Origin of the sequence: Streptomyces sp. NPDC001634, assembly GCF_040298185.1 — a bacterium.
Classification (GTDB): domain Bacteria; phylum Actinomycetota; class Actinomycetes; order Streptomycetales; family Streptomycetaceae; genus Streptomyces.
Map to the genome: position 1 here is coordinate 45,723 of NZ_JBEOZU010000021.1, position 12,419 is coordinate 58,141.

At 72.5% G+C, this 12,419-nt stretch carries 13 protein-coding genes; 8 read left to right on the top strand and 5 right to left on the bottom strand.

Annotated features, from left to right (window positions below; genetic code table 11):
- Positions 1-201: 201 nt before the first annotated feature.
- Positions 202-1,044 (bottom strand): siderophore-interacting protein, encoded by an 843-nt coding sequence (locus ABT186_RS16210; RefSeq protein ID WP_351227467.1) that lies wholly within the window; start codon positions 1,042-1,044, stop codon positions 202-204.
- A gap of 103 nt (positions 1,045-1,147) precedes the next feature.
- Positions 1,148-2,077, bottom strand: coding sequence for a 5'-3' exonuclease (locus tag ABT186_RS16215; protein ID WP_351925559.1), 930 nt, complete (start codon positions 2,075-2,077; stop codon positions 1,148-1,150).
- Positions 2,078-2,704: 627 nt separating this feature from the next.
- Between ABT186_RS16215 and ABT186_RS16220 the strand changes: the two genes are divergently transcribed.
- Genes ABT186_RS16220 through ABT186_RS16230 form a run of 3 tightly spaced genes read left to right on the top strand, consistent with a single transcriptional unit; the run spans position 2,705 to position 4,284 of the window.
- Positions 2,705-3,280 (top strand): helix-turn-helix domain-containing protein, encoded by a 576-nt coding sequence (locus ABT186_RS16220; RefSeq protein ID WP_351227469.1) that lies wholly within the window; start codon positions 2,705-2,707, stop codon positions 3,278-3,280.
- Between the two features lie 48 nt (positions 3,281-3,328).
- Positions 3,329-3,565 (top strand): hypothetical protein, encoded by a 237-nt coding sequence (locus ABT186_RS16225; protein WP_351227471.1) that lies wholly within the window; start codon positions 3,329-3,331, stop codon positions 3,563-3,565.
- On the top strand, positions 3,565-4,284 hold the full coding sequence (locus ABT186_RS16230; RefSeq protein ID WP_351925509.1) for a helical backbone metal receptor: 720 nt from the start codon (positions 3,565-3,567) through the stop codon (positions 4,282-4,284). Before ABT186_RS16225 ends, ABT186_RS16230 begins: the two co-directional genes overlap by 1 nt.
- On the opposite strand, the gene ABT186_RS16235 is transcribed toward ABT186_RS16230, so the two are convergent.
- The gene (locus ABT186_RS16235) at positions 4,250-5,374 is read right to left on the bottom strand and encodes a TDT family transporter (RefSeq protein ID WP_351925511.1); all 1,125 of its coding nucleotides are present in this window, start codon (positions 5,372-5,374) and stop codon (positions 4,250-4,252) included. The genes ABT186_RS16230 and ABT186_RS16235 overlap by 35 nt on opposite strands.
- A gap of 70 nt (positions 5,375-5,444) precedes the next feature.
- On the opposite strand from ABT186_RS16235, the gene ABT186_RS16240 reads away from it, so the two are divergent.
- Positions 5,445-6,362, top strand: coding sequence for a LysR family transcriptional regulator (locus tag ABT186_RS16240; protein WP_351227477.1), 918 nt, complete (start codon positions 5,445-5,447; stop codon positions 6,360-6,362).
- Positions 6,363-6,368: 6 nt separating this feature from the next.
- On the opposite strand, the gene ABT186_RS16245 is transcribed toward ABT186_RS16240, so the two are convergent.
- Positions 6,369-7,058 carry a gamma-glutamyl-gamma-aminobutyrate hydrolase family protein gene (locus tag ABT186_RS16245; protein ID WP_351925513.1) on the bottom strand — a complete coding sequence of 230 codons (690 nt, stop codon included), beginning with the start codon at positions 7,056-7,058 and terminating at the stop codon, positions 6,369-6,371.
- Between the two features lie 53 nt (positions 7,059-7,111).
- A complete protein-coding gene (locus ABT186_RS16250; RefSeq protein WP_351925515.1) occupies positions 7,112-7,858 on the bottom strand; it encodes a FadR/GntR family transcriptional regulator in 747 nt (248 codons plus the stop codon).
- Positions 7,859-7,933: 75 nt separating this feature from the next.
- Here ABT186_RS16250 and ABT186_RS16255 point away from each other — a divergent pair, with 75 nt between their 5' ends.
- From ABT186_RS16255 to ABT186_RS16270, 4 genes are read left to right on the top strand one after another with little or no spacing between them, the layout of a single operon-like run.
- Positions 7,934-9,298: a glutamine synthetase family protein gene (locus tag ABT186_RS16255; RefSeq protein WP_351227483.1), complete on the top strand. Its 1,365-nt coding sequence runs from the start codon at positions 7,934-7,936 to the stop codon at positions 9,296-9,298.
- A gap of 11 nt (positions 9,299-9,309) precedes the next feature.
- Complete coding sequence (locus ABT186_RS16260) at positions 9,310-10,689, top strand: aldehyde dehydrogenase family protein (protein WP_351227485.1); 1,380 nt, start codon at positions 9,310-9,312, stop codon at positions 10,687-10,689.
- The gene (locus ABT186_RS16265; protein ID WP_351227487.1) at positions 10,686-11,477 is read left to right on the top strand and encodes a 3-oxoacyl-ACP reductase; all 792 of its coding nucleotides are present in this window, start codon (positions 10,686-10,688) and stop codon (positions 11,475-11,477) included. Before ABT186_RS16260 ends, ABT186_RS16265 begins: the two co-directional genes overlap by 4 nt.
- A gap of 39 nt (positions 11,478-11,516) precedes the next feature.
- Positions 11,517-12,419 (top strand): DUF2510 domain-containing protein, encoded by a 903-nt coding sequence (locus tag ABT186_RS16270; RefSeq protein WP_351925517.1) that lies wholly within the window; start codon positions 11,517-11,519, stop codon positions 12,417-12,419.

Consider the following 12,419-nt stretch of genomic DNA (forward strand, 5'->3'; position numbering starts at 1 on the left):
CCAGGATCAGAGCCCCCCCCCCCCCCGGCAGCCGCCCGCCCACAACCCCGAGCAGCAGTAACGCCACCGCCAGCCCCACCAACGCCCCCAAAAGCACCTCGGCTCCGGCCCGGGCACCCCCCCCCCCCGGCGCCCCCCCCGGCGCCGCCCGCCGCGCGGGCCCGGCCGGCCCCCGCCCCCCCCCCCCCCGCTTCCGGCGGTCTACGCGGCGGACGCGCCTTCCTGTTCCACCTCGATGCGCGCGTTCCACTCGCGCTTCGAGGCCTGCCAGCCGTCCTCGTCGTGGCCGAGCCGCCAGTAGCCGGAGATCGACAGGTCCTCGCGTGCGATCTGAAGTTCGACGCGCAGCATCCTGCGCAACTCCTTCACGAAGCCGGCCTCGCCGTGCACGAACGCGTGCAGCCGGCCCTCCGGGAACTCCAGGGCCCGTATGGCCTCGACCAGCGCCTCGCCGACCGGCCGGTCCCCGCGGTGCAGCCAGACCACCTCCACATCGGAGTCGATCTTCTGCTCCTCCTCGGGGCCCGCCACCTCCACGAAGGCGTGGGCCCTGACTCCGTCGGGCAGCGCCTCCAGGGCGGCCGCGATCGCGGGCAGCGCGCTCTCGTCCCCGGCGAGCAGATGCCAGTCGGCGCCCGCGTCCGGGGCGTAGGCGCCGCCGGGACCCATGAAGCGCACGGTCTCGCCCGGCTGGACGCGCATCGCCCATGGTCCGGCGAGGCCCTCGTCGCCGTGGATCACGAAGTCCAGCGTCAGCTCGCGGTGTTCGGGATCCCAGGCGCGCACGGTGTACGTCCGCGTCACGGGCCACTGGCTGCGCGGGAACTCCTCACGGATCCGCTGCATGTCGAAGGGTTCGGGGTAGGTGACGCCCTCGGCAGGGAACAGCAGCTTCACATAGTGGTCGGTGCAGGTGCCCGCCGTGAAGTCGGCCAGACCCTCGCCGCCGAGTACCACGCGCTGCATATGCGGGGTCAGCCGCTCCGTGCGGACGACCTGCGCGGAGTGGGCCTTGCGGGCCCTGCCTGCCGGGCGCTCTGCCATGACGCCTCCAAGTTGCCATTCTTAGGTTTACCTAAGTTAGCACCTCCTCCCGACGAACACCTCGTCCACTCAAGAGTTGACCGGGCACTCGTCGCCGGAACCGTCACGTCCCCAGCGTGGTGAGCAGCCGTTGCAGTGACCCGCCCAGGCCCCAGCGGGCCGCCAGCCTCTCCACTGCGGCCGGGTCGCGCGGTGCGTGCGGCAGCGCCGTGTCCACGTCCGGCACGGGTACGTCGTCGGCGACCCGTACCACCTTGGGGGCGACCGCGAGGTACGGCCGCGCCTCGTCGAGCCGCTTGCGCTGCGCCGGTGTGAGCTTCGCCTTCGGGTCGTCCACCGCCGCCATGATCCCGGCCAGGTCCCCGAACTCGGCGAGCAGCTTCGCGGCCGTCTTCTCGCCGATGCCCGGCACGCCCGGCAGCCCGTCGCTCGGGTCGCCGCGCAGCAGTGCCAGGTCCGCGTAACCGCGTCCGTCGACGCCGTACTTCTCGCGCAGGACCGCCTCGTCGGTGAGCTGGAGCGTGCCGACGCCCTTGAGCGGATACAGCACGCGCACCCCGCGCGCGTCGTCGACCAGCTGGTACAGGTCGCGGTCGCCGGTGACGATGTCGACCGGGCCCTGCGCGCGGGCCGTGAACGTGCCGATCACATCGTCCGCCTCGTACCCCTCGACGCCCACGCGCGCGATGCCCAGCGCGTCCAGGACGTCCTCGATGACCGGCACCTGGGGGGAGAGCGTGTCCGGCACCTCCTCCTCGTCCGGTCCCACCGCGTGCTCCTCGGCCACCCGGTGCGCCTTGTAGGAGGGGATCAGCTCGACGCGCCAGTGCGGGCGCCAGTCCGCGTCCATGCAGGCGACCAGGTCGTCCGGCCGGTGGTCCTTCACCAGGCGGTCGATGAATTCGAGCAGCCCGCGCACGGCGTTCACGGGTGTGCCGTCCGGGGCCTTCACGGATTCCGGTACGCCGAAATAGGCGCGGAAATAGAGCGAGGCGGTGTCGAGAAGCATCAGGCGTCGGGTCACCTTCCGCATCATGCCGTACGGCTCCGACAGTGACCCGCGCAGCGGCGCGCGCTGGTCGGGCAGCCCGGAGGGCGGGATCAGGTACCGCGGTCAGGATTCCGCGGAGGCCGCCGTGGCCGCGTGGCTGAAGCAGCACCCGGGCCGTACGGGCGTACGGACAGGATCCGGACAACCACTCCGAGTGGGCGGCCATGCCCCTGAGCGAGTCCCGCCGGGCGGGTAGCCGGACGCTCCTCCGGCGCCCCCGCAGCCTCCCACGCTGATCCGAGGACGTCGCCCACCCCGGCTCTCCGCCCGCGCACATCCCCCAACTCGCCGCCCGCCGCCCCCCGGGCCGTGCCACACCTCGCTGCGCCGGAGCAGTCCCGAAGGCCGTCCACGCTTCTGATCGGCCCCTTCGTCATGCGCGAAGGCGGGGCGCACCAGGAGGCGGGACGGCTCGTCCAGTGGCGCGAACCGTGGCCCTCACCACTCTTGTATGTGACAGCGATGTGACGGGCGCATGAAACGGTTTGCCGAACATGCGTAGGGTGCAGACAACTCGACAGAAGCAGTGCACCGATGAACCATCGGGCAGTGGCGGCACAGCCGCCGGGCAGAGCAGCGAACCGACGAGCGAGGGAGGGAGCCGGAGCGATGGGCGACCACAAAGAACAGCCCCTTCGGGTGGGCGCGGCCGTCCGGCGGCGGCGCCGGACGCTGCAGCTGACCCTCGCCGTCGTGGCCGAACGCAGCGGCCTGTCGGTCCCCTTCCTGAGCCAGGTGGAGAACGAGCGGGCGCGCCCCAGCCGGCCCTCCCTGGAACGCATCGCCGACGCCCTGGGCACCACCGCCGTCGAACTCCTCGCGGCGGCCGACCCGGCGTGCAGCGTGGATGTCCTGCGCGCCGATGACGACGAGTTCACACCGGGGCGGGCGCTGGTGCGCCCGCTGGTGCGCGGTCACCATCAGTTGCATGCGATGGAGTTCATCGGGGACCACGACGAGGGACGCGAATTCCAGCACCGCAACGACGAGTTGATGTACGTCGTCGACGGCGCGGTCGAGATCGAGGCGGAGGGCCGGGCGCACCGGCTCGGGCGCGGCGACACGCTGTATCTGAGCGGGGGAGTGCGCCACCGCTGGCGGGCCACCGTGCCGGACACCCGCGTGATCGTGGTCGCGGTCGCGGACCACATCGAGGCGGTCGAGGACCCCTCCGGCCGACGCTGACCCTTGTGGGGGCATCCATCCGGGTGCCGCGCTGGAATACTCGACGACATGGCTGACATCTCCGGATACGACTGCGGCCGGGCCCCGGTGCTGTCGGCGTCCACACCGGAGGGGGCCGCGCTCTTCGAGCGGGTGCACGACGTCGACATCCATGACCTGCACGGTCAGTTGACCGAGGACGGACCGACGCGGGACGGCCTGGACCGCCGCGCACGGCTTGTGAAGGACCCGGCGTTCGCCGTCAACTCCTACCCGCTGATCTGCACCTGGGGCAGGCGGCCGTGATGCGTGTCGTCTCCCTCGTGCCCTCACTGACCGAGGCCGTGGCCGCGTCCGCGCCGGGAGTGCTGGTCGGCGCGACCGACTGGTGCAGCCATCCGGCCGACCTCGACGTCGTCCGGATCGGCGGCACCAAGAACCCGAAGACCGAGCGGATCGTCCGGCTCGCCCCCGACCTGGTCCTCGCCAACGAGGAGGAGAACCGCGAGCCGGACCTCGCCGCCCTGCGCGAGGCGGGCCTGGAGGTCCTGGTCACCGAGGTGAGGGACGTGCCGGGGGCATTCCGGGAACTGGAGCGGGTCGTGACCGCGTGCGGCGCGCCCGCCCGGCCGCGCTGGCTCGACGAGGCCGAGGCGGCGTGGTCCCGGCTGCCGGTGCACCGGGCCCGTACGACCGCCGTCGTCCCCGTCTGGCGACGGCCCTGGATGGTGCTGGGCCGGGACACCTTCGCCGGGGATGTCCTGGCCCGGCTCGGCGTGGACAACGTGTACGCGGCGCACCCCGAGAGCTATCCGCGGATCCCCCTGCAGGAGCTGTGGGACGCGGCCCCCGACCTGGTCGTGCTCCCCGACGAGCCGTACCGCTTCACGGCCGACGACGGTCCGGAGGCGTTCGCGGGGACGCCGTGCGCGCTGGTCAGCGGGCGCCACCTGACCTGGTACGGGCCGTCGCTGACCGAGGCGCCGGACATCATCGGCGCGGCCCTGCGAGCAGCTCGCCGCTGACGACTCCCCGGGCCGTGAGGACGGCTGCGACGCCCCAGGCGGCGACGAGCAGCCCGTACAGGCCCGCGGCGAGCCCGTCGAACGCGGCGAGCCCGGTGCGCCGGGCCAGCACCTCCGCGCCGGTGACGCAGGTGCCGACCGGGAAGGTGAACGCCCACCAGGTCATCGTGAAGCCCATGCCCCGCCGTCGGGCGCGCACCACCAGCGCGGCCGCGAGCGCCAGCCACAGCAGGGCGAAGCCCGTCACGGGGACGCCGTAGAGCACGGCGAGGACGCCCAAGCCGTGGTCGTACGGGGCCGGTACGACACCGTGGGCGGCGTCCGCGGACGTGCCGAGGGCGGTGGTGGACTGGCCGAGCGGGCCGAGGACCAGGAACAGGGTCGGGGTCAGGGCGAGTGGCAGCGGGCCCACGGTGATGAGCCGGGCGACGATCAGTGGCAGCATCACAAAGGTCGCCAGCAGGCTGAGCCCGAACAGGGCGAGGCAGGCGAACAGCAGGGTCTCCGGGGGCTGACCGGCGGGCAGGTGCCGGACCAGGAACGGACCCTGCGCCGCGGACACCATGGGGGCGACCAGGGGCAGCAGCCAGACGGGGCCGGCCTGGACCGGCTCGATGCGGTGCCGGGCGACCATCAGATACGGGACGGCCACGGCGGCGACGAGACCGGCGACCGTTCCGGCGGTGAACAGGACGGCGTCCAGGGCGACGGCCGGACCGGTCCCGGTCCAGTCCCGGCCGACGGCCACGGCGCCGCCGCCCACGGCCAGCAGGGCCATGGCGAGGCAGCCGTGGAAGGGGGCCACCGCGGGGTCGAGGAGATGGGCGCGAGCCTGGTCGCGGTGATGGATCCAGTGCAGGGCACGAGCGCCGAGAAGGGTCGCGAGCAGCACCGAGGAGAGCGCCCAGACGGTCGCGCAGAGCGTCCGCAGCCCGGGTATGTGCGCGGCGCCCGGCAATCCCGCGCCCGCAGTGGCCACGATCGCGGTGCCCATCACGCAGGCGTACCAGTTGGGGCCGAGGTGGCGGACGGCGGCGGCGCGCCGGTGGCGGGGTGCGGGGAGGGCGAGGGGCTGGGCTGCGGTGACCATGTCTCCACGGTTCCTTCGGAACGGGCCCCTCACCAGGGAGTACGACTCTATGAGGACATAAGCTGGGTTTATGAGTGAGGACCTTGGGCGTTCCACGGCCGGCCTGGCGCACCGGGTGCCGGACCTGGGAGCGCTGGAACTGCTGCTTGCCGTCGCCCGGCTGGGCAGCCTGGGGCGGGCGGCACGGGAACTGGGGATCACCCAGCCCGCGGCGAGCAGCCGGATCCGGTCGATGGAGCGGCAGCTGGGCGTGGCGCTGGTGGACCGTTCACCGCGGGGGTCGCGGCTGACCGACGCGGGGGCGCTGGTCACCGACTGGGCGCGGCGGATCGTGGAGGCGGCGGAGGCCTTCGACGCGGGGGCGCAGGCGCTGCGCGGCCGGCGGGACTCCCGGCTGCGGGTGGCCGCGAGCATGACGATCGCCGAGTACCTGCTGCCCGGCTGGCTGATCGCCCTGCGTGCCCAGCGGCCGGACACGGCGGTGTCGCTGCTGGCCGGGAACTCGGCGGCGGTCGCGGAACGTCTGCTCGCGGACGAGGCGGACCTGGGGTTCGTGGAGGGGCTGTCCGTGCCGGCGGGCCTGGACGCGGCGGTCGTCGCCCACGACCGCCTGATCGTGGTGACGGCACCGGGGCACCCGTGGGCGCGCCGCCGCAAGCCGCTCTCGGCGCGGGAGCTGGCCGCGACACCACTGATCCTCCGGGAGGAGGGCTCGGGCACCCGCCAGGTCCTCGACGCGGCCCTGGGCGGCCTTGCCCGCCCGCTGCTCGAACTGTCCTCGACGACGGCGGTCAAAGCATCGGCGGTCAGCGGCGCGGGCCCGGCGGTCCTGAGCGAACTGGCCGTCGGAGAGGAACTCTCGGCCCGCCGCCTGGTGAGCGTCCCCGTCGACGGCGTACGGCTGGACCGGGCGCTACGGGCGGTGTGGCGCACCGGCCACCGGCCGACGGGCCCGGGCCGGGACCTGCTGGGGCTGACGCGGGGGTAGCGGAACCTAGACGCTGGACGCGGCCCGAAGCAGCGCCCTCATCACCCGTACGTCCTCTCCCATCTCCGGGTGCCACTGGACGCCCAGCACCCAGCCGGCGGACGGAAGTTCGATCGCCTCCACCGTGCCGTCCGCGGCGTACGCCGACGCTGCGAGGCCCGCGCCGAGGCGGTCCACGGCCTGGTGGTGGTAGGTCGGCACGGACGTCTCCTCCGGGACGGCATCGGCGTACAGCGTGCCCGGCACGGGCTTGACCGTGTGACGGCCGAAGACTCCGACGACCTCCGCGTGCCCGTCGATGTGCTGCACGAGCGTGCCGCCGAGCGCGACGTTCAGCAACTGCATCCCGCGGCAGATGCCGAGCAGCGGCGTCCCGGACGCCAACGCCGCCTCGATCAGGGCGAGTTCCCAGGAGTCCCGCTCGGGCGCGGGCGGCCCGGTCCGAGGTGAGCGCGCCGCGCCGTAGTGGGACGGGTCGACGTCCGGGCCGCCCGCGATCACCAGACCGTCCAGCCGCGCCACGGTCGCGGCCGCGTGCGCCGGGTCGTCCGGGGGCAGCATCGCGGCGAGCCCGCCGGCCTGCTGCACCAGCCGTGGATAGCCCGCCGGCAGCAGCGCCGCGTCCAGATCCCAGACGCCCCAGCGGACTCCGGCCTCCAGATACGTACTCACACCGATCAGCGGTCGTGCCCTCATACGGTGCCTCCCCGGGATTCAATGGAACGTATTCATACCTTTGTGGGGCCTGCTTACGCCAGGAATCCCCGCAACAGCGCCGCCGTCCCCGCGCAGTGCTCCCGCATCATCTCCCGCGCTCCGTCCGCGTCCCCGTCGAGCACCGCCTCCACCAGCGCCTCGTGCTGCCGCTGCGAGTGCTCCAGGTTCCGCACCAGCAGAGGGATGCAGTCCAGCAGATCGTTCACCGTCGCCCGTACGGCCGCGTACTGCGCCGTCAGCGACGGCGACCCGCACAGCTCGGCCAGCGTGAGGTGCAGCAGTGTGTCGAGGCGCCGGTACTCGGCGAGCGGTGCGTCCTGGGTGCGCGCCAGTGCCTCCCGCAGCCGCCCGGTCTGCTCCTGAGTGAGGCCGTGTGTCGCGCACAGGCCCGCCGCCCCCACCTCCAGCACCTCGCGGAACCGCAGCACGTCCTCGATGTCGACCTTCTCGATGCGCCGGCGCAGCTCGTCCTCGCCGCCCGCGTCGACGCGCGGCCGCACGAACGTGCCGCCGTACCGTCCGCGCCGCGACTCCACCAAGCCCTGGTCCTGGAGCACCTTCAGGACCTCGCGCAGCGTCACCCGGCTGATGCCCAGCCGCTCCGCCAGCTCCCGCTCCGCGGGCAGCCGTTCGCCGCCCGGCACCAGCCCGAGGCGGACGACCTGGAGGATCTGCTCCAGCGCCTCCTCGAAGCCGTTGCCGGCCCGCACGGGTCGCAGCACCGGCGTCAGCCGGTCCTGCGGGCCGCCGAAGCCGCCGTCGGGTTCCGCCTGCGACATCTTGCCGTGCCCCCTTCCCAAGCAATGGTTCTCGGAAATACCTTATGACTCCCGGCGGACCGAAGGAGACCTCCCGTGGCACACCGCACATCCCCGCTCGGTGTCGAGGAGCTGCACGCCCTCGTCGCGGGCGGCGAGATCGACACTGTCGTCCTGGCCTTCCCCGACATGCAAGGGCGCCTCCAGGGCAAGCGGTTCGCCGCACGCTTCTTCCTCGACGAAGTCCTGGAGCACGGCACGGAGGGCTGCAACTACCTCCTGGCCGTCGACACCGAGATGAACACGGTCGACGGCTACGACATGTCCTCCTGGGACCGCGGATACGGCGACTTCGCCCTCCATCCGGACCTGAGCACACTGCGCCGGGTGCCCTGGAACGAGGGTACGGTCATGGTGATCGCCGACCTCGCCTGGAACGACGGCTCGCCCGTGGTCGCCGCGCCCCGCCAGATCCTGCGCCGCCAGCTGGAGCGCCTCGCCGCCCTCGGATACACGGCCCAGGTCGGCACCGAGCTGGAGTTCATCGTCTTCAAGGACACCTACGAGCAGGCCTGGGACGCGAACTACCGGGGTCTGACCCCGGCCAACCAGTACAACATCGACTACTCGGTGCTGGGGACCGGGCGGATCGAGCCGCTGCTGCGCCGTATCCGCAACGAGATGGCGGGCGCCGGGATGACCGTCGAGTCCGCCAAGGGCGAGTGCAACCCCGGACAGCACGAGATCGCGTTCCGCTACGACGAGGCCCTGGTCACCTGCGACCAGCACGCCATCTACAAGACCGGCACCAAGGAGATCGCGGCCCAGGAGGGCGTCTCGATCACCTTCATGGCCAAGTACAACGAGCGCGAGGGCAACTCCTGTCACATCCACCTCTCGCTCGCGGACGCCGACGGCACCAACGTCATGGCGGGGCACGGGGAGGGCGGCATGTCGGAGGTCATGCGTCACTTCCTCGCCGGCCAGCTCGCCGCCCTGCGTGACTTCTCGCTCCTGTACGCCCCCAACATCAACTCCTACAAGCGCTTCCAGCCCGGCTCCTTCGCCCCGACGGCGGTCGCCTGGGGATACGACAACCGCACCTGCGCCCTGCGCGTGGTCGGCCACGGGCGCTCGACACGCTTCGAGAACCGGCTGCCCGGCGGCGACGTCAACCCGCACCTCGCGGTCGCCGGAATGGTCGCCGCCGGGCTCTACGGCATCGAGCAGAAGCTGGAACTTCCCGAGCCGTGCCCGGGAAACGCGTACACCGCCGAGTACGAGCATGTGCCGACCACCCTGCGCGAGGCCGCCGAGCTCTGGGAGAACAGCGCCATCGCCAAGGCCGCCTTCGGCGACGAGGTGGTCGCGCACTACCGCAACATGGCCCGCGTCGAGCTGGCCGCCTTCGACGCCGCGGTGACCGACTGGGAGCTGCGCCGCTCCTTCGAACGCATGTGAGAGGTCTTCCCTTGTCCGACCAGCACGAGCTGCAGGTACTCAATCCGGCCACCGAAGAGGTCGTCGCCACCGTCCCGGCCGCCACTCCGGCCGACGTGGACGCTGCCGTCGTACGGGCCGCTCAGGCGCAGTCCCGATGGGCGGCGCTCCCGCCCGGCGACCGGGCCCGGCTGCTGCGCCGGTTCGCCGCCACTGTCGACGAGCACCTCGAAGAACTGGCGCAGTTGGAGGTCCGGGAAGCCGGACACGTCATCGGCAACGCCCGCTGGGAGGCCGGGAACGTCCGCGATCTGCTCGACTACGCGGCCGGGGGAGTGGAGCGGCTCACCGGCCGTCAGATCCCGGTCCCGGGCGGCCTGGACGTCACGATCCTCGAACCGCTCGGCGTCGTCGGCGTCATCGCGCCCTGGAACTTCCCGATGCCGATCGCCGCGTGGGGCACGGCCCCGGCGCTCGCGGCGGGCAACGCGGTGATCCTGAAGCCCGCCGAGACGACCCCGCTCACGGCCCTGCGCCTGGCCGAACTGGCCCTGGCGGCGGGGCTTCCGGAGGGGCTGTTCCAGGTGCTGCCCGGCCACGGCCCCGTCGCGGGCAACGCACTCGTCGAGCACCCGGGCGTGGCGAAGATCGTCTTCACCGGGTCGACGGCCGTGGGCAAACAGGTGCTGGCGAAGGGCTCCGCCCTCCTCAAGCGCGTCACCCTCGAACTCGGCGGCAAGAGCCCCAACATCGTCTTCGCCGACGCCGACCTCGACGCCGCCGCGGCCGCCGCCCCCATGTCCTTCCTCGACAACTCCGGCCAGGACTGCTGCGCCCGCACCCGCATCCTCGTCCAGCGCTCCGTCCACGACCGCTTCCTCGGTCTCCTCGCCCCCGCCATCGAGTCCGTCCTCGTCGGCGACCCGGCCGACGAAAGCACCCAGATGGGCCCCCTGATCTCCAAGGTCCAGCTGGAACGGGTGCGTTCGTACGTCGCCGCCGACGCGCCAGGTATCCGCGGCAAGGCACCCGAGGGCCCCGGCTTCTGGTTCCCGCCCACGGTCCTCACCGGTGTCGACCCGCAGGCGCGCGTGGCCGTCGAGGAGGTCTTCGGCCCCGTCGCCGTCGTGCTGCCCTTCGAGGACGAGGCCGACGCGATCCGCCTCGCCAACGACACCTCCTACGGCCTCTCCGGCTCCATCTGGACCCGGGACGTCGGCCGCGCGCTGCGTGTCTCCCAGGCCGTCCGCGCGGGCAACCTGTCCGTCAACTCCCACTCCAGCGTCCGCTACTGGACCCCCTTCGGCGGCTTCAAGCAGTCGGGGATCGGCCGCGAACTCGGCCCGGACGCCCTGACCGCCTTCACCGAAACCAAGAACGTCTTCATCAGCACGGAGGGCCCCGCACAGTGACCGCAACCAGCGAAGACATCGTCTGCCGCCGGCTCGTCGGCCGTACCGCCGTCATCACCGGTGCCGGCAGCGGCATCGGTCTCGCCACCGCGCGCCGGCTCGCCGCCGAGGGCGCCCACGTCGTCTGCGGCGACGTCGACGAGACCCGCGGCAAGGCGGCCGCCGAGGAGGTCGGCGGGCTGTTCGTGAAGGTCGACGTCACGGACGCCGAGCAGGTCGAGGCGCTCTTCAAGGCCGCGTACGACACCTACGGCTCCGTCGACATCGCCTTCAACAACGCGGGTATCTCGCCGCCCGACGACGACTCCATCCTGGAGACCGGCCTCGAGGCCTGGAAGCGGGTCCAAGAGGTCAACCTGACCTCCGTCTACCTGTGCTGCAAGGCCGCGATCCCCTACATGCAACGCCAGGGCAAGGGGTCCATCATCAACACGGCGTCGTTCGTGGCCCGGATGGGCGCGGCGACCTCGCAGATCTCGTACACGGCCTCCAAGGGCGGTGTGCTCGCCATGTCCCGCGAACTGGGCGTGCAGTTCGCCCGCGAGGGCATCCGGGTCAACGCTCTGTGCCCCGGACCGGTCAACACGCCGCTCCTGCAGGAGCTGTTCGCCAAGGACCCCGAGCGGGCCGCGCGCCGGCTGGTGCACATCCCGGTCGGCAGGTTCGCGGAGGCCGAGGAGATCGCCGCGGCGGTCGCGTTCCTCGCCAGCGACGACTCCTCCTTCGTGAACGCCACCGACTTCCTGGTGGACGGCGGGATCTCGGGGGCGTACGTCACGCCTCTCTAGAGTCATGCGGCTGTGCCCCGGAGCCCTTATGGTGCCGGGATGAGCAGTACGCCCCCGCCCGGCTGGTACCGCGACCCCTCCTATCCGCTCACCGAACGCTGGTGGGACGGGGCCGCGTGGACCGACCACCGGCGTCAGCCGGAGGTGCCGGTGCCGCCGATGGTGCCGTCGCGGCCCCCGGACGGCGGGGGCTCCCGGCGGGCCAAGGCGGTGGCGCTCATCACGGCCGGGGCCGTCCTGGTCGCTGCCATCGTCGTCGGCGCACTCGTCCTCGGCCGCGAGGGCGGCGGCGCCGCGCAGGCCAAGTCCACACCACCGGTGGTGAGTTCCACGACGACGAGCAGTCCTGCGACCTCATCCGCGTCCGAGGACTCACGCGTGGTCGTGGATGACCTCAACGGCATCACCTTCCCCGTGCTCCAAGGGTGGGCAAGGCCCCAGAACATCGCCGAGAAGGATGTCGTACTGACCACGCCGGGCACGTACGACTGCCCGGGCGACGCCGGCTTCTGCCGACACGGCAGGGTGATCTCGCGCACCGCTACGGCCGACGCCGGAACGACCCCGGAGGCGCTCGCCAAGGGCGACATCACGGACGCCGCGAACGCGGAGTACGACCGCGACACGATCGGCAACCGGCCCTTCGGCGGGATCACCTCCCACCGATCGGTGAAGTCCGGCCCGGTCGCGGTCGCGGGCCGCGTCGGCTACTTCGTGCGCTGGCGCGTCACCACCGCCAAGGGGCCCGGCGGTTACGTCCAGTCGCTGGCCTTCCCGTCCAGCGTGGGGTCGGGGGCGCCGGTCCTCGTCCGCTTCGCCTTCGACGCGGGTCCCGACGGGCCGCCACTCGCCGACATGGACAGGATCACCGAGGGGATCAGGCCGGTCGGGGACGCGGCGACCGGCGGCGGCGTGGGCAGCAGCATCGGCACCGGACGCTGA

Excerpts from the sequence above, each read along its gene's own strand:
- ABT186_RS16215 (WP_351925559.1), bottom strand. The coding sequence starts at position 2,077 with ATGCGGAAGGTGACCCGACGCCTGATGCTTCTCGACACCGCCTCGCTC.
- ABT186_RS16270 (WP_351925517.1), top strand. The coding sequence starts at position 11,517 with ATGAGCAGTACGCCCCCGCCCGGCTGGTACCGCGACCCCTCCTATCCG.
- ABT186_RS16210 (WP_351227467.1), bottom strand. The coding sequence starts at position 1,044 with ATGGCAGAGCGCCCGGCAGGCAGGGCCCGCAAGGCCCACTCCGCGCAG.
- ABT186_RS16225 (WP_351227471.1), top strand. The coding sequence starts at position 3,329 with ATGGCTGACATCTCCGGATACGACTGCGGCCGGGCCCCGGTGCTGTCG.
- ABT186_RS16240 (WP_351227477.1), top strand. The coding sequence starts at position 5,445 with ATGAGTGAGGACCTTGGGCGTTCCACGGCCGGCCTGGCGCACCGGGTG.
- ABT186_RS16245 (WP_351925513.1), bottom strand. The coding sequence starts at position 7,058 with ATGAGGGCACGACCGCTGATCGGTGTGAGTACGTATCTGGAGGCCGGA.
- ABT186_RS16250 (WP_351925515.1), bottom strand. The coding sequence starts at position 7,858 with ATGTCGCAGGCGGAACCCGACGGCGGCTTCGGCGGCCCGCAGGACCGG.
- ABT186_RS16235 (WP_351925511.1), bottom strand. The coding sequence starts at position 5,374 with ATGGTCACCGCAGCCCAGCCCCTCGCCCTCCCCGCACCCCGCCACCGG.
- ABT186_RS16220 (WP_351227469.1), top strand. The coding sequence starts at position 2,705 with ATGGGCGACCACAAAGAACAGCCCCTTCGGGTGGGCGCGGCCGTCCGG.
- ABT186_RS16230 (WP_351925509.1), top strand. The coding sequence starts at position 3,565 with ATGCGTGTCGTCTCCCTCGTGCCCTCACTGACCGAGGCCGTGGCCGCG.